The sequence below is a fragment of the Uniformispora flossi genome (genome assembly GCF_049534875.1).
GTDB classification, from domain to species: domain Bacteria; phylum Actinomycetota; class Actinomycetes; order Streptomycetales; family Streptomycetaceae; genus Yinghuangia; species Yinghuangia aomiensis.
This window is the reverse complement of record NZ_JBMULZ010000005.1, coordinates 139,557-158,357: the sequence shown is the minus strand read 5'-3', so window position 1 is coordinate 158,357 and position 18,801 is coordinate 139,557. Positions and strand designations below refer to the sequence as shown.

20 protein-coding genes are annotated in these 18,801 nt (G+C 72.3%); 13 read left to right on the top strand and 7 right to left on the bottom strand.

Annotated features, from left to right (window positions below):
- Positions 1-3: 3 nt before the first annotated feature.
- From ACPA54_RS13325 to ACPA54_RS13310, 4 genes are all read right to left on the bottom strand, one after another.
- Positions 4-903: a hypothetical protein gene (locus ACPA54_RS13325; RefSeq protein ID WP_423529253.1), complete on the bottom strand. Its 900-nt coding sequence runs from the start codon at positions 901-903 to the stop codon at positions 4-6.
- Entirely contained in the window at positions 900-1,508 is a 609-nt protein-coding gene (locus ACPA54_RS13320) for an RNA polymerase sigma factor (RefSeq protein WP_423529850.1), read from the bottom strand. The genes ACPA54_RS13325 and ACPA54_RS13320 overlap by 4 nt, the downstream gene beginning before the upstream one ends.
- A 131-nt stretch (positions 1,509-1,639) precedes the next feature.
- Complete coding sequence (locus ACPA54_RS13315) at positions 1,640-3,016, bottom strand: LPXTG cell wall anchor domain-containing protein (protein WP_423529251.1); 1,377 nt, start codon at positions 3,014-3,016, stop codon at positions 1,640-1,642.
- Between the two features lie 223 nt (positions 3,017-3,239).
- The gene (locus tag ACPA54_RS13310; RefSeq protein ID WP_423529249.1) at positions 3,240-4,409 is read right to left on the bottom strand and encodes a pyridoxal phosphate-dependent aminotransferase; all 1,170 of its coding nucleotides are present in this window, start codon (positions 4,407-4,409) and stop codon (positions 3,240-3,242) included.
- Between the two features lie 290 nt (positions 4,410-4,699).
- Between ACPA54_RS13310 and ACPA54_RS13305 the strand changes: the two genes are divergently transcribed.
- The 4 genes from ACPA54_RS13305 (at position 4,700) to pyrE (ending at position 7,381) form a co-directional block, all read left to right on the top strand.
- Positions 4,700-5,197 carry a DUF2617 family protein gene (locus ACPA54_RS13305; protein WP_423529247.1) on the top strand — a complete coding sequence of 166 codons (498 nt, stop codon included), beginning with the start codon at positions 4,700-4,702 and terminating at the stop codon, positions 5,195-5,197.
- Positions 5,194-6,078, top strand: coding sequence for a hypothetical protein (locus ACPA54_RS13300; RefSeq protein ID WP_423529245.1), 885 nt, complete (start codon positions 5,194-5,196; stop codon positions 6,076-6,078). Before ACPA54_RS13305 ends, ACPA54_RS13300 begins: the two co-directional genes overlap by 4 nt.
- A 101-nt stretch (positions 6,079-6,179) precedes the next feature.
- Complete coding sequence (locus tag ACPA54_RS13295; protein WP_423529243.1) at positions 6,180-6,845, top strand: SRPBCC family protein; 666 nt, start codon at positions 6,180-6,182, stop codon at positions 6,843-6,845.
- A complete protein-coding gene (pyrE, locus tag ACPA54_RS13290; protein WP_423529242.1) occupies positions 6,842-7,381 on the top strand; it encodes an orotate phosphoribosyltransferase in 540 nt (179 codons plus the stop codon). Before ACPA54_RS13295 ends, pyrE begins: the two co-directional genes overlap by 4 nt.
- Positions 7,382-7,514: 133 nt before the next feature.
- Here pyrE and ACPA54_RS13285 read toward each other — a convergent pair whose 3' ends face one another.
- The gene (locus ACPA54_RS13285; protein ID WP_423529240.1) at positions 7,515-8,219 is read right to left on the bottom strand and encodes a DedA family protein; all 705 of its coding nucleotides are present in this window, start codon (positions 8,217-8,219) and stop codon (positions 7,515-7,517) included.
- A gap of 152 nt (positions 8,220-8,371) precedes the next feature.
- Between ACPA54_RS13285 and ACPA54_RS13280 the strand changes: the two genes are divergently transcribed.
- Both ACPA54_RS13280 and fbaA read left to right on the top strand, forming a co-directional pair.
- Positions 8,372-9,745 carry an FAD-dependent oxidoreductase gene (locus ACPA54_RS13280; RefSeq protein WP_423529238.1) on the top strand — a complete coding sequence of 458 codons (1,374 nt, stop codon included), beginning with the start codon at positions 8,372-8,374 and terminating at the stop codon, positions 9,743-9,745.
- Between the two features lie 243 nt (positions 9,746-9,988).
- Positions 9,989-11,011 carry a class II fructose-bisphosphate aldolase gene (gene fbaA / locus ACPA54_RS13275; RefSeq protein WP_423529236.1) on the top strand — a complete coding sequence of 341 codons (1,023 nt, stop codon included), beginning with the start codon at positions 9,989-9,991 and terminating at the stop codon, positions 11,009-11,011.
- Between the two features lie 114 nt (positions 11,012-11,125).
- On the opposite strand, the gene ACPA54_RS13270 is transcribed toward fbaA, so the two are convergent.
- Complete coding sequence (locus ACPA54_RS13270) at positions 11,126-11,365, bottom strand: hypothetical protein (RefSeq protein ID WP_423529234.1); 240 nt, start codon at positions 11,363-11,365, stop codon at positions 11,126-11,128.
- A 98-nt stretch (positions 11,366-11,463) separates the two neighbouring features.
- Here ACPA54_RS13270 and ACPA54_RS13265 point away from each other — a divergent pair, with 98 nt between their 5' ends.
- On the top strand, positions 11,464-11,877 hold the full coding sequence (locus tag ACPA54_RS13265; RefSeq protein WP_345674162.1) for a DUF3151 domain-containing protein: 414 nt from the start codon (positions 11,464-11,466) through the stop codon (positions 11,875-11,877).
- A gap of 73 nt (positions 11,878-11,950) precedes the next feature.
- Here ACPA54_RS13265 and ACPA54_RS13260 read toward each other — a convergent pair whose 3' ends face one another.
- Entirely contained in the window at positions 11,951-12,928 is a 978-nt protein-coding gene (locus ACPA54_RS13260; protein WP_423529232.1) for a diacylglycerol kinase family protein, read from the bottom strand.
- Between the two features lie 122 nt (positions 12,929-13,050).
- Here ACPA54_RS13260 and ACPA54_RS13255 point away from each other — a divergent pair, with 122 nt between their 5' ends.
- From ACPA54_RS13255 to ACPA54_RS13230, 6 genes are all read left to right on the top strand, one after another.
- Positions 13,051-14,334 carry an adenylosuccinate synthase gene (locus ACPA54_RS13255; RefSeq protein WP_423529230.1) on the top strand — a complete coding sequence of 428 codons (1,284 nt, stop codon included), beginning with the start codon at positions 13,051-13,053 and terminating at the stop codon, positions 14,332-14,334.
- Positions 14,335-14,435: 101 nt separating this feature from the next.
- Positions 14,436-15,788, top strand: coding sequence for an aspartate aminotransferase family protein (locus tag ACPA54_RS13250; protein WP_345674165.1), 1,353 nt, complete (start codon positions 14,436-14,438; stop codon positions 15,786-15,788).
- Between the two features lie 259 nt (positions 15,789-16,047).
- Positions 16,048-16,758 (top strand): GntR family transcriptional regulator, encoded by a 711-nt coding sequence (locus tag ACPA54_RS13245; RefSeq protein ID WP_345674166.1) that lies wholly within the window; start codon positions 16,048-16,050, stop codon positions 16,756-16,758.
- Positions 16,759-16,827: 69 nt separating this feature from the next.
- The gene (locus ACPA54_RS13240) at positions 16,828-17,433 is read left to right on the top strand and encodes a hypothetical protein (protein WP_345674167.1); all 606 of its coding nucleotides are present in this window, start codon (positions 16,828-16,830) and stop codon (positions 17,431-17,433) included.
- A 137-nt stretch (positions 17,434-17,570) separates the two neighbouring features.
- Positions 17,571-18,125, top strand: a complete 555-nt coding sequence (locus ACPA54_RS13235; protein WP_345674168.1) for an RNA polymerase sigma factor — start codon at positions 17,571-17,573, stop codon at positions 18,123-18,125.
- Complete coding sequence (locus ACPA54_RS13230) at positions 18,116-18,781, top strand: hypothetical protein (protein ID WP_423529227.1); 666 nt, start codon at positions 18,116-18,118, stop codon at positions 18,779-18,781. The genes ACPA54_RS13235 and ACPA54_RS13230 overlap by 10 nt, the downstream gene beginning before the upstream one ends.
- Positions 18,782-18,801: the final 20 nt, after the last annotated feature.

Sequence of the window (18,801 nt, the reverse complement as noted above, 5' to 3'; positions counted from 1 at the left end):
CGGTCAGTCGTCGGTGACGCGGAGTGACGCCACCAGGGCTTCGACGGCGGCGTCGTAGCGGGCGTCGAGGCCGTCGGTGTTCACCGTCAGCGGGAGGTCGGCGATCCACCAGACCCGCGTGGTGAACGTCGTGCCGCCGCCGCATCCCACTTCCCATGCGCGGAAGGCCGCGGTGCGGCCCGCCACCGGGCGCGACTCCGAGGTGACGATCTTCTGGGAGCGCGGGTGCGACATCGGGCCGACCGATCCGGCCGCGTAGCAGTACGGAGCGATGGCGTCGTCGTGCCAGCCGTCGTCGGCGTCGATCGCCTCCGCGTTCGGCCAGGCCTTCTTGTGCAGCGATATCGTCACGCCGCCCGGCGAACAGCCGTCCACCGTGCGGTTCGTCGGCGGGCGCACGCAGATGCGCCGGTTGTCCCGCGGCCCGGACGGACCGGTCACCGTCCAGCCGTCGGGCACCCGCACGGTGACCTCGCCGTCGATGCCGGCGGTCCGGCCTTCCGGCGCGGGCCCCTCCGGGGCCGCCGACGGGCCCTGCGCGGCGGCCGTGCTCGCGGGCGGCTGCACCGGCGGCGTGGGCGTATCGCTCGGCGAGGCCGCCACCACCCGGCTCGGGGACGGCCCGGGGTGCGCGGGGCCGGCCGACGTCGCGGTGCCGACGACGACCGCCGCCACCGACGCGGCAACGAGCAGCGGAAGTCCGGCCCGGCGCACGGTCCGCAGCCGGCGGCGTGCCGCACACGCGCCGTCGTCCGCGGCGGCCGGGGGCGCGGGCGGGCGCAGCGCGCCGGGCGCGACGAGCTCGGCCCGCTCCTTCAGCGCCGCGGCGAGCAGGAGTTCGACCGGCGTCGCAGGCCTCTCCTCCGCGGCCTCCGCCGCTCGGTCGTCCGGCGTTCCGTTCATGGCTGCGCCTCCAGCGCCTTCTCCAAGGAATCCAAAGCCCTGCTGGCGGTGGATTTGACGGTGCCCCGGGACAGGCCCAGGGCATCGGCTATCTGGGCTTCGCTCATGTCGGACCAGTAGCGCAGCACGAGGACTTCGCGCTGCCGTTCGGTCAAATTCCCCAACGCCGCCAGGACGCGGCGGTGTTCGTCGGACAGCAGAACGGCGTCCTCGGCGGAGCCGGCGTCGGGCTCGTGGGGCGGAGTGTACGCACGTGCGGTGCGCCGCCGCCGCAGAGCCGAGCGGCCGAGGTTGACGACGCTGGTGCGCAGGTAGGCAAGGGCGTTGTCGACGTCGTCGAGGGTCTCGCCGTGCCGCGAGTACAGCGCGGTGAAGGCGTCCTGCACGATGTCCTCGGCCAGCGCCTGGTCGTCGACGAGCAGGACGGCCAGCCGCACCATGGCGAGGCGTTGGGCGTGGTACAGCTCGGTCAGGGTGGGGCGTGGTGGCGCCGCGTCGTCCGGGGTGCCGCGCAGCAGCCGGAACCGGCCGCGGCGGCTCCGCGGCTCCGGGTTCCGGTCCGGGGCGGGCACACCCGATGTCGCGTCCCGTCCGGGAATGCTCAACAGCGCCACCAGTCCCCCGTTTCCTCGTGCTGTGCGACGTACGTGGCGGTCGGCGCGCCCCCGGCGCCGTCGGCCTCCCACATGGGGAGACGTCCGAGGGACGCCGGGGTTGCGCCGCGACCGTGCCCGGCTCAGCTCTGCGGCCGCCGCCGCGCCCGCGACGCGGTGACGGCACCCGCGCCGGCGAGGACCAGCAGGCCTCCCGCACCGACGAGCGCCGGGGTGTCGCCGGAGGCGCCGGTCTTGGGGAGGGCGCCGGTGGGGACGGTGGTGGGGGTGGTGACGACGGAGACGTTGTCGGTGCGGGATTGGGTGGATCCGGGCTTGGAAGTGTCGGGGTCGGTGCCCGACGCGAGGAGGCGGAGCGTTGCGTCGGTGGGCTTGGGGGCGTCGTAGCCCGACCCCATGCCGAACTGCAGGTAGAGATTCCGTAGTGCCGCGGGGGCGGAGTCCTTGACGGTCACCCGCACGTCGGCCGACGACGTCTGGTGCGGCTTCCCTCCCGGGTGGGGGACGCCGACGTAGAGGACACCCGGCGCGTACTGGGTCACCGTGAGCCGGGCGTACGTCCCATCGGCGGCACGCCGTTCGACGACGACGTCGTCGGGAGTGAAACCGGGTGCCGAGATGTGCTGGGGATCGTCGCCGTTTCCGATGAACAGCCCGGTGTTCCCGAGCGGCCGGAAGTCGGTGTCGGTGGGGTTGCCGACGGACAGGGACACGGGGAACGGGCGACCGCGGACCGCACTGCTCGGCAGACCCGACAGCGACAGCTTCAGACGCTCCATGTCGGTGACGCCGTGAACGAGTTCGAACGCCTGTGTGGCCTGGCTTCCGCCGGCCTCGTTGACGCCGACGGTCAGGCTGCCCTCGGTGGTGACTCCGCCGGTGAAGCCGCCGAACGTGATCGCCAAATCCACGGTCGACACGGAACCCGGGTGCCCGCCGCCGGAGACGACCACCGGGGCCGAGAAGGTCCCGGATCCGGATCGGGTGAAGACCACCTTCGTGCTGAGGCCGCCCGGCTGCCGGTAGCTTCCGGTGATCCGGCCGTCGAACTTCTCGTGGACGTTCACGACGGCGCGCAGCGGGATGCGGCCCACCTCGACCGAGGACGTGTTGGTGACGGTGATCTTGGCGTGGACGGTCGAGTCCGCCGAGACCGTGGACGGGAACGCGAGCTTGACGCGGACGCCTTCGTAGTACTTCGCGTCCTCCTTGGGCGTTTCCTCCTTGGGCCCGTCGGTGCCCTCGGGCTCCGTCGTGCCCTTCGGCGGCGCCTCGTCGGACGGCTTCTCCGGGGTCTTGGGGGACTCCGAACCGGCAGGCTTCCCGGGGGTCTTGGGGGTGTCGTCGGTGGCGGGCGCGGCGGTGGTCCCGGGTGCCGGGGTGTCCGCCGTCGGCGTCGCGGCCGCGTCGGACGGCGCCGTGCTGGTCGACGGGTTCGGCGCGGCGCCGGCCGTGCCCGGCGCGAGCAGCGGTGCGGCGCATGCGAGCAGCAGCGCCACGGCTGCTCCCGGCAGGCGGCACTTCACAGAGAATCGGGACAAAAAGGTCACAGGCATGACGCGGCTCCCCCTGGAACGACGTTCGGTGCGACAACGCGGAGCGGAGATCCCGCTCGCTCGAGAAGGGGCGCTCCCGCCCCGTGCTCTCACTCGTACAGACGTCCGTCCCCGGGCGGGGTTGCGCCCCGCCCGGAGACTTTTTCCGTGAGTCTCGGAGACGCGGTCAGCGCAGCGTCGCGAGGCGTTCGGCGGCCTCGGTCAGCACGGACTCCCGCTTGCAGAAAGCGAACCGCACGAGCGGGCGGCCGATCTTCTGCGACTCCTCCGTGTCGTCGAAGAAGACCTTCTCCGGAACCGCGACCACGCCGCACAGTTCGGGCAGCCGACGGCAGAAGTCGAGGCCGTCGTCGAAGCCGAGCGGGGTGATGTCGGTGGTGACGAAGTACGTGCCGCGCGGCCGGTAGACGGTCAGCCCCGCGGCCTCCAGGCCGGCCGCCAGGATGTCCCGCTTGGTGCGCATGTCCGCGGTGAACTCGGCGAAGTAGGCGTCGGGCAGGCGCAGGGCCGCGGCCACCGCGGGCTGGAACGGGCCGCCGGACACGTAGGTCAGGAACTGCTTGGTGGTGCGGACCGCGGCGACCAGTTCCGGCGACGCGCACACCCAGCCGATCTTCCAGCCGGTGAAGGAGAACGTCTTGCCCGCCGAGCTGATGGTGACCGTGCGCTCCCGCATGCCGGGCAGGGTGGCGAGGGGGATGTGCTCGCCTTCGAACACCAGGTGTTCGTAGACCTCGTCGGTGATGACCAGCAGGTCGTGGGCGACGGCGAGTTCGGCGACCGCGGTGAGTTCCGCGCGGGTGAGGACGGCGCCGGTGGGGTTGTGCGGGGTGTTGATCATGAGGACGCGGGTGCGCGGGGTGATCGCGGCGCGCAGCGCGTCCACGTCCAGGCCGAACGCGGGCGGGCGCAGCGGGATGCCGACGCGGACGCCGCCGGCCATCGCGATGCAGGCGGCGTACGAGTCGTAGAACGGTTCGAGCGCGACGACTTCGTCGCCCGGCTCGACGAGGGCGAGCAGGGCGGCGGCGATGGCCTCGGTGGCGCCGGTGGTGACGAGGACTTCGGTGTCCGGGTCGAACGTCTGGCCGTGGAAGCGCTGCCGGTGTTCGGCGATCGCCTGGCGCAGGTCGGGGTAGCCGGGCCCGGGCGCGTACTGGTTGTAGCCGCCGCGCAGGGCTTCGACGGCCAGTTCGCGGACCGCGTCCGGGCCGTCGGTGTCGGGGAAGCCCTGGCCGAGGTTGATGGAGCCGGTGGCGGCGGCGAGCGCGGACATTTCGGCGAAGATCGTCGTGCCGAGCCCGTCCAGACGTCGGTTCAACAGCGGTCGGCCCACGGAGGCACCTCTTCCTGTCTTCCTGGTGGTTGTTCCTGGCGGTCGTCCGGTTCCGGGCCCGGTTCGGCGTTATTCCGGTCAGGTCCGGTCCGGGGCGAAAGGTGTCACCCGCACGAGTGAACATCTTTCACCGTCAAGGGTGACGACGGGTACGCGGCCAGCCCCTACCGTGAAACGAGCTTCCCGGGCCCGAAGCCACGGCCCGGCCGCGGGCGCCTCACACCGCCCGGGTCGGCCGCCCCGTTCGCGGCTCGCAGCCCCATCCGCCCCTCAGCCCCTGTGCGTAAGCGATGCATGCCGAATTAAGCACCACGTACTCCGACACCCGCGCCGACGCCCTCGGCTGGTTCCTGGGCCTGCGGCCGCTGCACCCACTGGCCGTCCGCACCCTCGACCTCGGCGACGCGCACCTCGAGCTGCGCCTGCTCGGCGCCTCGCACCAAGTGTTGGTGCGCGCGCCCGCGGGCCTGTGCTCGGAGACGGTCGCGTGCCTCGGCGAGGCCCGCACCCCGCTGCCCGCCCGGGCCGCGCAGAGCGTCGACGGCTGGGACTACGAGTTCACGTCGCTTGCCGAGCACTTGCCGCGCGACCGGTTCAGCGCGCGGGTGCGCGAACTGGTCGCCGAGGTCGACGCGCATCCCGGCGGCCTCATCGGCGCCTACCCGGGCTTCCCGGACGCGGTCACCGCGATAGTCGCGGACCGCCGCGACGGCGTGCTGCGCTGGTCGACCTGGCACACGTACCCCCAGGAAGGGCGCATCGTCAGCACCCGCAGCCGCGCGGCGTGAGCGCCCCCGCGACCGGGCCCGGAGCCCCCGGCACGTCCGTCCGCCCGACGGGCCGGCACCGCCGCGCGACCGCGGAGACGCCGCCCGGTCCGGACACCGCCGTCCGCTCCCCGTGCTCCGAAGCCGACGCCGAACCCGCGACCGACCTGCCGCTGCCGCCCTCGGTCGCACGCTGGGTCGTGCTCGCCGCCGTGCTCGTGTGCTCGGCGTGCGGCCTCGTCTACGAACTCGCACTCGTCGCCTTGGGCGGCCAGCTCCAGGCCGATCCAGTGGCCGAGACGTCGGTCGTGCTGTCCGTCATGGTCTTCGCGATGGGCCTCGGCGCGCTCGCCGCCAAGCCGTTCCACGCCCGGCCCGCCGAGATGTTCGCGCATGTCGAGGCCGCGCTCGCGGTGGTCGGGGGCACGTCCGTCCCGGTCGTGCACGCCGCCGCGCAGGGCCCCGGGCTGTACCGGCCCGCGATGATCGCGGTGTGCCTCGCCACCGGCATGCTCGTCGGCGCGGAGATCCCGCTGCTGATGACGCTCGTCCAGCGGATCCGCCGCCAGGACGCCGGCCACGCGGTGGCCGACCTGTTCGCCGCCGACTACGTCGGCGCGCTCGCGGGCGGACTGCTGTTCCCGTTTCTGCTGCTGCCCGCACTCGGCCAGGCCGGCACCACGGCCGTCGTCGGCGGCACGAACGCCCTCGTCGGCACCGGTGTGGTGCTGTGGCTGTTCCGCGCCGACCTCGGCGCCCGCGCCCGCGCCCGCGTGTGCGCCCTGGTCGGCGCCGCGCTGCTGGTGCTCGCCGCGGTCGCCGCCTACGGACCCGCGCCCGCGGCCGCGACGCGCAAAGCCGACGCGGCGAAGTGCTCGTACTCCTGTAGTACTGGTGCGTAGGCTGCCTCTGATATCGCAGATATCGCACAGATGTGCTTCCCCGCCCGGGGTCCCGCGGGGCGCGCACGCTGTGCCCGCGCGCGGAGGAGGCTGACGAACCGATGGTTTACGAGGTCGTGGTGCCGATCCCGGTCCGGCTGGTCTGGAGCGTGTTCCACGACCCGGCCAGGCTCGCCGACTGCGTGCCGGGCTGGTCCGACGACGCGCCGCCGCGCAAGACCGGCGACGGCGCCGCCCTGACCGGGCGGCTGCGGCTGCGGGCCGGCAGCACCACCATCACCTACCGCGGCTCGGCGTCGGTCACCGAAGCCGAAGACCTGCCGCTGGCCGTCGCGATCACCGCCGAAGGCATCGAGGCGCGCGGCGAAGCCCCGGTCAAGGCCCTGCTGACCATCCGCCTGGACGACGCCGGCACCGACACCAAGCTCGTCTTCGACGGGTCGCTCACCGCCCAGGGCCGCACCGCCGAACTCCCGCCCGTGCAGCTCGCCGCCGCGCTGCGCCGGGTCGCCGACCGGTTCGCGTCCGCGCTCGCCGAGGAACTCGCCCCGGTGCGCGACCAGGAGACGCCCGACACGGTCCCGGACCGCCAGGCCGCGCCGCGCGCGGCCGCCGAACCGCGTCCGGTGGTCGTCGCCGCGGCCGAACCCGAGCCGCCGCGCCCGGGCCTGCGGCGCTTCGCCCGCCCGGCCCTCGCGGCCTTGGTGGTGCTGCTGCTCGTCCGCGTGCTGCGCCGCCGATCGCAGGGCCTACGCTCTTCCGCATGAGTTCCGACCGTGCTGCGCTGCTCGCCCAGATCAAGGACAAGGCCGTCGTGCACGGCCGCGTCACGCTGTCTTCCGGCAAGGAAGCCGACTACTACGTCGACCTGCGGCGCGTCACCCTCGACGCCGAGGCCGCGCCGCTCGTCGGCCGCGTGATGCTGGACGCCGCCGCGGACCTGGACTTCGAGGCGGTCGGTGGACTCACACTCGGCGCCGACCCGGTCGCCGCCGCCATGCTGCACGCCGCCGCGGCGCAGGGCCGCAAGCTCGACGCCTTCGTGGTCCGCAAGACCGGCAAGGCGCACGGCCTCCAACGCCGCATCGAGGGCCCGGACGTGGCCGGCCGCCGCGTCCTCGCCGTCGAGGACACCTCCACCACCGGCGGTTCGGTTCTCACCGCCGTCGAGGCGCTGCGCGAGGCGGGCGCCGAGGTTGTCGGCGTCGCCGTCATCGTCGAACGGGGCGCCGCCCCGGCCATCGCCGAGGCCGGCCTGCCGTACATCACGGCCTACACCCTGGCCGACCTGAACCTGGGCTGACCCGCCCGGTCCCGACGGGACCGGTCCGCCGCACCGGCGGACGCCGCAGCGCCCCCGGCCGGAACTCCGGCCGGGGGCGCTGTGGTTGAACGGGCTGTGACGTGCGGCGAGCGCGGTGGTGCGGGCTGCGGGGTCAGCGGGCGCGGTGGCTGACCGGGCGCTCGGTCTGCTCGGCGGCCGGGGGGCCGCCTTCGCCGCGCTTCTTCGCCTTCCGGTCGCGGATGACCTCGATGATGATCGGCAGCAGCGAGATCACCACGATCAGCGCGATGCCGGGCAGCAGGTACTTGTCGATGCTGTCGCCGATCGCGTCGCCGAGGAAGTAGCCGGCCAGGATGATGCCGACCGTCCAGATGACGCCGCCGACCACGTTCCAGACGAAGAACTTCTTCGCGGGCATCTCCAGGACGCCGGCGACCGGGTTCAGGAACGTGCGCACGATGGGGATGAAGCGGGCCAGGACGACGGCCTTCGCCGGGCCGAACTTCTCGAAGTAGTACTCCGCCTTGTCGACGTACTCCTTCTTGAAGAGCTTCGAGTTCGGCTTGTTGAACATCTTCGGCCCGGCCTTGGCGCCGATGAGGTGGCCGAGTTGGGCGCCGGCGATCGCGCACAGCGGTGCGCCGATGAGCATCGCGGGCAGCGACAGGCTCGTGCCGACGATTTTCTCGGCCGAGCTGGATGCGGCGACTCCGGCGAGGAAGAGCATCGAGTCACCCGGGAAGAAGAACCCGACCAAGAGGCCGGTCTCCGCGAAGATGATCACGAGGATGCCGATGAGTCCGAACGTCGAGATGAGTGACGTGGCGTCGAGCACGTTCACAGCAAGGGAGTCCACCCGGGCAGAGTAGCCGCCATTCCCGGGCCCGGTGGTAGCCGGTGCACCCCCGGGAGCATCGTCGGGGTGACTCCATGGAGGGATTCGCCCTGGTCAAGGGTAGGTAAAGAGACTTAAAAGTCGAGGGAAAAATCTTCCGGAGGAGTGCCGGCATGGAACGACTGGTGGTCATCGGCGGCGACGCCGCGGGAACGAGCGCGGCCTCGCAGGCCCGCCGCAGGCGCGGCACCGGCGACCTGGAGATCGTCGTGCTGGAACGCGGCTCCTACACCTCCTACTCGGCGTGCGGAATCCCGTACTGGGTCGGCGGCTTGGTGGACGGGCCCGACGCGCTCATCGCCCGCGCCCCCGAAGTGCACCGCGCCCGCGGCCTCGACGTGCGGCTGGGCACCGAGGCCGAAGGCATCGACCTCGACAAGCGCGAGGTCGCGGTCCGCGACACCGCCACCGGCGAGGCCGCCCGCATCGGCTTCGACCAGCTCGTCGTCGCCACCGGCGCGACGCCCAAGCGCCCGCCGGTGCCGGGTATCGACGCGGACGGCGTCTTCGGCGTCCAGACCCTCGACGACGGCCGCGCCCTCATCGACGGCCTCGCCCCGCACCGGCGCCGGGCCGTCGTCATCGGCGGCGGCTACATCGGCATCGAAATGGCCGAGGCCATGAAGGAACGCGGCCTGGACGTCGTGGTGCTCGACCGCGGCGCCCAGCCGATGTCCACGCTCGACCCCGACATGGGCGTCCTCGTGCACGAGCAGATGGAAGCGATGGGCATCGACGTGGTCGCCGGCGCCGACGTCCAAGGCGTGGAGACCGGGCCGGACGGATGGGTGCGCGCCGTCGTCACCGCCGACGGGACCCACCCCGCCGACCTCGTCGTGCTCGGCACCGGCGTCCGCCCCGCGAGCGAACTGGCCCGCGATGCCGGGCTCCCGCTCGGCGACAGCGGCGGCATCCGCACCGACCTGCGCATGCGCGTCTGGGGCCGCGACCCCCGGCACGACGGCATCTGGGCGGCCGGCGACTGCGTCGAGGTGCTCAACCTGGTGTCCGGACGCTTCCAGCACGCTGCCCTCGGCACGCACGCCAACAAGCAAGGACGCGTCGTCGGCATGAACATCGGCGGCGAGTACGCCACGTTCCCCGGCATCGTCGGCACCGCCATCAGCAAAGTGTGCGACCTGGAGATCGCCCGCACCGGGCTGCGCGAGAAGGACGCCGACGCGGCGGGCTTCGTGTACGAGACCGCCACCATCGAGTCCACCGGCCGGGCCGGCTACTACCCGGGCGCCGACAAGATGACCGTCAAGATGCTCGCCGAGCGTGCCAGCGGGCGGCTGCTCGGCGTCCAGATCGTCGGCCGGGACGGCGCCGCCAAACGCATCGACGTCGCGGCGGTCGCCCTCACCGCACGCATGACCGTCGAAGACCTCACCGCGCTGGACCTCGGATACGCGCCGCCGTTCTCGCCGGTCTGGGACCCGATCCTCGTCGCCGCCCGCAAGGCCGCGCAGAAGGTCGCCCAGTAGGTCGGCCCAGTAGATCGCACAGTAGGCCGTCGGATGGGCCGTCGGATGGGCCGTTGAGTGCGCCGTCGGCTGGGCCGTCCGGTTGGCAGCGGAGCGCCCCGGGCGGCAATCGGAGGTGGCGCGCGGCCGACGGGTGGGTGTAGGTGCCGGGGCCGGTCTGCCAGGATGGGCGGCAGCGGTGATACGGCCATCCGTGTCGAAACCCTCATATCCGCCGCAGGCTCGTTCACAAGGAGCTAACGCATGCCCATCGCAACTCCCGAGGTCTACGCCGAGATGCTCGACCGGGCGAAGGCCGGCCGATTCGCCTACCCGGCGATCAACGTGACCTCGTCCCAGACCCTGAACGCCGCCCTGCGCGGCTTCGCCGAGGCGGAGAGCGACGGCATCATCCAGGTGTCCACCGGTGGTGCGGAGTTCCTCTCCGGCACCACCGTCAAGGACATGGTCGTCGGCTCGGTCGCCTTCGCCGAGTACGCGAAGGTCGTCGCCGAGAAGTACGCGGTCAACGTCGCGCTGCACACCGACCACTGTCCGAAGGACAAGCTGGACGGCTTCATGCGTCCGCTGATCGACATCTCCGCCGAGCGGGTGAAGAAGGGCCAGGACCCGCTCTTCCAGTCGCACATGTGGGACGGCTCGGCCGTGCCGCTCGACGAGAACCTGGCGATCGCGCAGGAGCTGATCGCCAAGTGCGCCGCCGCGCGCATCGTCATGGAGCTGGAGATCGGTGTCGTCGGCGGCGAGGAAGACGGCGTCGACAACGAGATCAACGACAAGCTCTACACGACCCCCGAGGACGCGCTGAAGACCGTCGAGGCCATCGGCCTGGGCGAGAAGGGCCGCTACATGCTGGCCGCGACCTTCGGCAACGTGCACGGCGTCTACAAGCCGGGCAACGTCGTCCTGCGCCCGTCGATCCTCAAGGACATCCAGGACGCGGTCGCCGCCAAGTACGGCCAGGACAAGCCGTTCGACCTGGTGTTCCACGGCGGTTCCGGCTCGCTGCTCGAAGAGATCCGCGAGGCTGTCGACTACGGCGTCGTCAAGATGAACGTCGACACCGACACGCAGTACGCCTTCACCCGCCCGATCGCGGACCACATGCTCCGCAACTACGACGGCGTGCTGAAGGTCGACGGCGAGGTCGGCAACAAGAAGCAGTACGACCCGCGTTCCTACGGCAAGGCCGCCGAGACCTCGATGGCCGAGCGTGTCATCGTCGCCTGCCAGGACCTGCGTTCCGCGGGCACCCGCATGAAGTGAACCCGGTCGCGGATCGCATGATCCGATAACGGTCGGAAACGTGGACCGGCCCGGCACCCTCCGAGGGCGCCGGGCCGGTCCGCGTTCGCACGCGTGGGCGGCAACGGCCGTGAACTAGCCGCGCTGCCAGGGCAGGCGGTGTGGCGCCACCGGCGGCTTCCGCAGATCCCGGTGCGCGGGCTGGACGTTCGGCGCCGTACTCCCGGCCGGGTGCTCGCCCGCGGCCGGCTTCCGGTCGGTGCCCTTGCTCCCCGAACTGCCGTCCGCGCAACCCGACGCCGAGGCCAGGCCGACGGTCACGACGAGCGCGGCGAGCACGGTCGCGACGCGGGTGCGGCGGTGCCGCGTGTCCATGGATCCCCCTGGGTCCCCCGGGAGACGGCCGACGGCCGTCCACAAGGGGAAGACGATAGCGCTCCGGCGAATGCCGGGCGACAAGGCAGGATGGGGCCATGACGATCGACCAGAACCTGTTCGGCGGCCCCGACCCCACGCTGCTGCCCGAGGACCCCGCGAACGAACTCCTCGACGGCGGCGCCGATCCCGTCGACGTGGCCGCGAAGTACCCGGCCTCGTCCGCCGCGTGGGCCGCGCTCGCGGACCGCGCGTTCGCCGCGGGCCACCCCGTCGAGTCCTACGCCTACGCCCGCACCGGCTACCACCGCGGCCTCGACGCCCTGCGCCGCGCGGGCTGGCGCGGCCACGGCCCCGTCCCGTGGGAGCACGAGCCCAACCGCGGCTTCCTCACCGCGCTGCACGCCCTGGCCCGGGCCGCCGGGGCGATCGGCGAAGAGGAGGAAGAGGTCCGCTGCACGCTGTTCCTGCGGGAGAGCAGCCCGACGGCGGCGGACGCGCTGCAGGGCTGACCGGCGGCCGACCCCGGCCGACCCCGGCCGGCACCGGTTCACGCAGATCCGCGCCGCCGCGCGCCGGCCTGCGTCAGGCCGGCGGCTCCGGCACGTACAAGCGCCATGCCGCCGGCCGCACGGTCCACGTGCGTAGCCGCACCGGGCCGGTGGTCAGGGTGTCCGCCTCGTAGGTGAAGTCCGGCCCGCACACGGTGATCTCCCGGGCCCGGACGTGCAGGCGCCGGGTCGGGGTCTCGTCCGCGCCGCGAGTCTGCGCGGGCAGCCCGAACCGCCCGGCACCGGGGGAGCCGGTCACCGACACCGCGGCGGTGCCCGGCGTGATCGTGGTCAACCGTTCCTGCGCGGCCGCGGGCGGCATCCCGCCGTCGCCGTTCGCGCCGCCCACCGGGGGCCCCGCCGAACTGTCGCAATCGTCACATCCGACGTGCACCGCGAACACCGGGCGGTCCACGTCGGCGATGACCCGGCCGTCCGCCTCGATCCGCAGCCGCTGCCCGGTCGGCCCGACGGCCGCCGACACGCTGTGCGCCGCGCGGTCCCAGATCGACCGCAGCGCCCGCCGCGCGACCGCGCCCGCGGGGGCCGCCGTGCGGGTCGCGCGGACCCCTTCGCCGATCCGCACCGAGCGCAGCGCGACGCCGCCGAGATCGTCCGTCAGGAGGTCCAGGCACCGCTCCCGATCGCCGAGCGCGACCCGGGCCGCCTTGGCCGGTTCCGCCGGAAGGCCCAGCGCACGGGCCAGATGGCCGCCTCCCGACGCGCCCGGGCGGGTGTCGACCGGGACGACGCCCAAGGGGGTCCCGGAGAGCTCTCCGTGCCGCTCCAGGACGCGCACCACGGCGTGCATCCCGCCGTCGCCGCCGACCAGCACGACACGCCGCCGGCCACGCCGGACCAGGGCCCTTTCCAGCTCCGCGGCATCGGAGGGGACGACGATCTTGGCGGGTGCCGCGGCCCGCAAAACGTCCAGCGCGACCCGGACCGACTCGCCGTCCACCGAGCGTGCCGCAGGGTCCGTGATCACGAGCAGCGCGCGCTCGGCCGACACCGGTCGTCCTTCCTCAGGTAACCTCTCCCCGCAAGAGCCCCTTGCGCACAGGCGTCAAGGGGCTTGGACTTTCCGGGGCTCCCGTGAACAAACATGCCCCGCCAGGAAGGGGTGTACGCCTCATGCCCGCACTCGTACTCGTCGGTGCCCAATGGGGAGACGAGGGCAAGGGGAAGGCCACCGACCTGCTCGGCGGTTCCGTCGACTACGTGGTCCGCTACCAGGGCGGCAACAACGCCGGCCACACGGTGGTGATCGGGGACCAGAAGTACGCGCTGCACCTTCTGCCCTCCGGCATCCTCACACCGGGGTGCACCCCGGTCATCGGCAACGGAGTCGTCGTCGACCCCGGTGTGCTGCTCCAGGAGATCCGCACCCTGCAGGACCGCGACGTCGACACGTCGAAGCTGCTGATCTCCGGCAACGCGCATCTCATCACGCCGTACCACCGGACGCTCGACAAGGTGACGGAACGGTTCCTCGGCAAGCGCAAGATCGGCACCACCGGGCGCGGTATCGGCCCGGCGTACGCGGACAAGATCAACCGTGTCGGCATCCGCGTCCAGGACCTCTTCGACCCCGGGATCCTCCGGCAGAAGGTGGAGAGCGCCCTCCACGACAAGAACCAGATGCTGGTCAAGATGTTCAACCGGCGCGAACTGTCGGTGGAAGCCATCGTCGAGGAGTACCTGGAGTACGCCGAGGCGCTCCGGGACTACGTCGCCGACACGACGTACATCCTGAACAGGGCCCTCGACGAAGACAAGGTCGTCCTGCTGGAAGGCGGCCAGGGCACGCTCCTGGACGTCGACCACGGCACGTATCCGTTCGTCACGTCGTCCAACCCGACCTCGGGCGGCGCGTGCGCCGGGTCCGGCATCGGCCCGACCAAGATCAGCCGGGTCATCGGCATCCTCAAGGCCTACACGACCCGCGTCGGTTCGGGCCCGTTCCCGACCGAGCTGCTCGACGAGGACGGCGAGAAGCTGCGCGCCATCGGCCACGAGCGCGGGGTGACCACCGGCCGCGACCGGCGCTGCGGCTGGTTCGACGCGGTGATCGCCCGCTATGCCACCCGGGTGAACGGCCTCACCGACTTCTTCCTCACCAAGCTGGACGTGCTGACCGGCTGGGAGCAGATCCCGGTGTGCGTCGCCTACGAGATCGACGGCAAGCGCTACGACGAGATGCCGATGTCGCAGACCGACTTCCACCACGCGAAGCCGGTCTACGAGATGCTCCCGGGCTGGAGCGAAGACCTCACCCAGGCAAAGACGTTCGACGACCTGCCGAAGAACGCGCAGGCGTACGTCAAGGCGCTGGAGGACATGTCCGGCGCGCCGATCTCGGCGATCGGCGTGGGCCCGGGCCGCGACCAGACGATCTCGCTGCGCTCGTTCCTCTGACACGCGTGCACCCCCGGGGCTGACACCCTGTCGGCCCTGGGGGGCAACGGCTGCCACTGTGCCGGTTTCGGGTGCCTTGTCGCCTCCTTAGGCTGTGCGCCATGACCACTGTGGACCCGGCGGCCGGCAAGGCCGTGTACGAAGCAGACCGTGCGCACGTCTTCCACTCCTGGTCCGCGCAGGGGCTCATCGCGCCGCTGCCGGTCGCCGGGGCCGAGGGCGCCTACTTCTGGGACTACGAGGGCAACAAGTACCTCGACTTCGCGTCCCAGCTCGTGAACAGCAACATCGGCCACCAGCACCCCAAGGTCGTCGCGGCGATCAAGGAGCAGGCCGACAAGCTCTGCATGATCCAGCCCGCGTTCGCGAACGACGCGCGCAGCGAGGCGGCCCGTCTCATCGCCGAGCTGGCCCCGGGCGACCTCAACCGGGTGTTCTTCACCAACGGCGGCGCCGAGGCCAACGAGAACGCGATCCGCATGGCGCGCCTGCACACCGGCCGTCAGAAGGTGCTGTCGACGTACCGCTCGTACCACGGCGCCACGGCCAACGCGATCGCGCTGACCGGTGACCCGCGCCGCTGGCCGAACGAGACCGGCGTGTCCGGCATCGTGCACTTCTGGGGCCCGTACGCCTACCGCTCCGCGTTCCACGCCGCCGACGAGGCGCAGGAGTGCGAGCGCGCGCTGGCGCACCTCGAGAACACCATCGTGTTCGAGGGCCCGGCCACGGTCGCGGCGATCGTCCTGGAGACCGTCGTCGGCACCGCCGGCATCCTCGTGCCGCCGGCCGGCTACCTCGCCGGCGTGCGCGCCCTGTGCGACAAGTACGGCATCATCCTCATCGCCGACGAGGTCATGGCCGGCTTCGGCCGCACCGGCGCCTGGTTCGCGGTCGACAACTGGGGCATCACCCCGGACCTGATCACCTTCGCGAAGGGCGTCAACTCCGGTTACGTCCCGCTGGGCGGCGTGGTCATCTCCGACCGCATCTACGAGACCTTCCGCGAGCGCCCTTACCCGGGCGGCCTGACCTACTCCGGCCACCCGCTGGCGTGCGCCGCCGCGGTCGCGACGATCAACGCGATGCGCGACGAGAAGATCGTCGAGAACGCCAAGTGGCTCGGCGAGACGGTCATCGGCCCCGAGCTGCGCGCGCTGGCCGAGCGCCACCCGTCGGTCGGCGAGGTCCGCGGCCTCGGCGTGTTCTGGGCCGTCGAGCTGGTCAAGAACAAGGAGACCCGCGAGCCGCTGGTGCCGTACAACGCGGCCGGCGCGGACGCGAAGGCGATGAACGACTTCGCCGCGGCGTGCAAGGCGCGCGGCCTGTGGCCGTTCGTCAACATGAACCGCACGCACGTCGTTCCGCCGTGCAACTCCACCGAGGCCGAGGTCAAGGAAGGCCTCGCGATCCTCGACGAGGCGCTCACGGTCGCCGACGCGTTCTGCGTCTGAGCCGCGAAACGGACCCCGTCCGCTCCCCGAGTACCGGCATACGGGGGAGCGGGCGCGGTTTCGCGTGCCCGCGGGCCGGCGCGGCACGGTGAGTGCGGCGGCGGGTTCGCCGCAGGAGTTCCGCGGCTCCGGCCGTCTTGGCGGATTTTTGCCGTCCGCCCGGTGCGCAAACCGGACATCCCTTCATATGATCGAGCGGATCGGATGGGGGATGCCCGCCGGTGCGGGGGCATCGGCGGCCGGGTGGAAAGAGACCGACGTGCAGCCGGCCGAATCCAACGTGTTCACCGGCATCTCGTTCGCGGGCGCGGTTCGCCGCATCAGCCTGCGCGAGGAGATCGCCGAGGCACTGAGTGACGACTTGGTCACCGGGCGCCTGCCCGCGGGCGCGTCGCTGACCGTCAACGACGCGGCACGCCGCTTCGGCGTGTCCGCGACGCCCGTCCGCGAGGCGCTCATCCACCTGGCCGCGCACGGCCTGTTCACCGGCGGCCACCACCGCGGCTTCCAGGTCGCCCGGTACACGTGGGCCGACTTCACCGAGATCGTGGAGGCCCGCAAGCTCATCGGCGTCCCGCTCGTCGGCCGCATCGCCCGCACGTTCCCCGAGGAAGCCGGCCCGGGGCTGCTGCGGTTGGCGGACCGCCTGGACAACGCCCGCTGGCACGGCGACCCGGCGGAAACCGCGGCGCTCGACCGCCAGTTCAACGGGGACATCGGCCGGCTGTGCGGCAACGGCCGTCTGGAAGGCATGCTGCGCGCCCTGCGGGTGCAGACCTGGATGTATCTGGGCCCTTATATGCGCGCGGCGATCGCCCCTGCCGACGCGTGGCGGCGGCACCGCGACCTGGTCGAACGCATGGTCGCGCGGGACGCGGAGGGCGCCCAGGCGGTCATGCGCGACAACCTCGCCGAGCTGCGGCCGTTCGCCCGCCGCCTGGTCGGCGAGGGCGAAGGGGACCTGGGCTAGGTTGTCCACCGCGTAGATCCCCCGACGCGCGCCGTGCCGGCGCGCCTCCGAGGCCCCGGGAGCCCCGCTGTGGACTGTGACGTCTGGCTCGTACCGCTCGTCGACGTGCTGTGCCACAGCCCGGAGAACCCCTTCAAGGACGAACTCGCGGCCTACGACGCGGTCCTGACGGCGGGTGGGCTTCCGCCGGTGCCGGTCTACACCTGGACGGAGGGCCTGGACAAAGGCGTGTGCACGGTCGGCGCGTTCGACCACGAGTCCCTGCACTACCTGCGCCGCGCCTACCTCCTGCACCGCACCGGCTTCCCGGTGACCCCGGTGGCCGCCCTCGGCGAGGACTACGACCACCTCCTGGAAACGTTCGAAGCGGCCGCGCAGCACTCCCACTTGGTGTGGCACTTCGACCACGCGGGCGCCTACCTGCCGATCGATTTCCCGCGCCCGCTCAACGACGAGCCGCTGCCCGAGGACGGCGGGCCGCTCGGGTCGAGCCTGGGGATGCTGCGCGAACTCGAAGACCTCGCGCCGTACATCGGCGTGGACCTGCTCGACCCGCCGATGCCGGCGCCGGCCTACGACGCGTCGCCGTACGCCCGCGAGCGGCATGTGTGGGCCGTCCTCTACCGGGCCGCGCAACTCAGCGTGCACCAGGGCTCGATGATCGTCTTCGCCTGACCGGGCCGATATCGCCCGCTTCGCCCCCCGCCTCCGGGGCGTCCGCGGAAAGCCTGGAAAAAAGTTCGGCGCGGCCTGCAAGGAACCGCAGGCATCCGGACATAGACAGGCGACGGTATTGGGGGCAGGGGGTGCAGGTGGGGCGGGACGAGGCGTTCCGGGACGTGTTCCGGGAGCACTACAACGCCGTGTTCCGTTACGCCTGGCGCCGCGTCGGCCCCGATGCCGCACACGACGTCGCGGCCGAGGTCTTCCTGATTGCGTGGCGGCGCTGGGAGACCGTGCCGCGGCTGGACCCTCTGCCGTGGCTCTACGGAGTCGGCCGCGGCGTCGTGCTGAACCACCTGCGCGCACAGAACCGCGGCCAGATACTCGAGGCCCGGCTGATGGTCGAACCCGACCTGCCGGTCCGCGATCTGGCCGACGGTGTGGCGGCGCGCGGCCTGGTGCTGGCCGCGTGGCAGAGCCTGGGGGGCACCGACCGCGAAGTGCTCGCGCTGATCGGCTGGGAAGGTCTGGACGTCGCCACCGCGGCGCGCGTCATGGACTGCTCGGTACCGGCGTTCACCGCACGCCTGTACCGCGCCAAACGCCGGCTGCGCGCGGCACTCGAATGCCAGGACAAGGCAGCCGAGGACACCCCGGAACGGGTTGTCCCGGCCCGATTGGGTTTGGAGGAGCGATGCGTCTGACCGACGAGGTCCGCGCGCTGATGCAACCGAACGACCCTGCCCCGGTGCCCCCCGATTCCGGAGAACTCCCCGACCGCGCGCGCTACACCCTCGAGGACATCCTCGTCTCGCGCCCCGGCGCGGTGTCGACCCGTACAGGGGTCGGGCCGACACCGCGCCGGTCCCTGATCCCGAGGTCGAGGCGCGGGTGGCTGATCCCGCTGACGGTGTGTGTCGCGGCGTCGACCGGCGTGGCGATCGGGGGCGTGCTCCCGGGGCCGACGACGCCGGGTGACACCAACGCGGTGCGCTGTTACGCGGACACCGAGGTGGCGGCCGACCCGTTCCACGGGGCGTACGCGAGCGGCACCGGCGACCACGGAGCCGTGGACGCGGCGCAGCAGTGCACGGAGCTGTGGCGGCTCGGCCTGCTGAGCAGCTCGCCGCCGTACAGCATCCCGCCGAGAGTGGCCCGGCCGCAGAGCGTGCCGCCGCTCGTCACCTGCGTTTCGGAGGGTTTCGCGGCGGTGTTTCCCGCGGGACCGGACTTCTGCAGGGCCGCGGGGCTGGCGCCGTTGGGGCCGGGGGGCGCCCCGGGCCCACGGGCCAGGGGGGGCCCCAAATGGACGGCCGAAGCCGGTTGGGTGTTGGCCCCCGGCACGGCGGGGTGTTTTTAAAAAAAGGGGGGGGCCGCCAC

Coding starts and splice junctions, on each gene's coding strand:
- ACPA54_RS13325 (WP_423529253.1), bottom strand. CDS start 903: ATGAACGGAACGCCGGACGACCGAGCGGCGGAGGCCGCGGAGGAGAGG.
- ACPA54_RS13305 (WP_423529247.1), top strand. CDS start 4,700: ATGCATGCCGAATTAAGCACCACGTACTCCGACACCCGCGCCGACGCC.
- ACPA54_RS13295 (WP_423529243.1), top strand. CDS start 6,180: ATGGTTTACGAGGTCGTGGTGCCGATCCCGGTCCGGCTGGTCTGGAGC.
- pyrE (WP_423529242.1), top strand. CDS start 6,842: ATGAGTTCCGACCGTGCTGCGCTGCTCGCCCAGATCAAGGACAAGGCC.
- ACPA54_RS13280 (WP_423529238.1), top strand. CDS start 8,372: ATGGAACGACTGGTGGTCATCGGCGGCGACGCCGCGGGAACGAGCGCG.
- fbaA (WP_423529236.1), top strand. CDS start 9,989: ATGCCCATCGCAACTCCCGAGGTCTACGCCGAGATGCTCGACCGGGCG.
- ACPA54_RS13270 (WP_423529234.1), bottom strand. CDS start 11,365: ATGGACACGCGGCACCGCCGCACCCGCGTCGCGACCGTGCTCGCCGCG.
- ACPA54_RS13265 (WP_345674162.1), top strand. CDS start 11,464: ATGACGATCGACCAGAACCTGTTCGGCGGCCCCGACCCCACGCTGCTG.
- ACPA54_RS13255 (WP_423529230.1), top strand. CDS start 13,051: ATGCCCGCACTCGTACTCGTCGGTGCCCAATGGGGAGACGAGGGCAAG.
- ACPA54_RS13250 (WP_345674165.1), top strand. CDS start 14,436: ATGACCACTGTGGACCCGGCGGCCGGCAAGGCCGTGTACGAAGCAGAC.
- ACPA54_RS13230 (WP_423529227.1), top strand. CDS start 18,116: ATGCGTCTGACCGACGAGGTCCGCGCGCTGATGCAACCGAACGACCCT.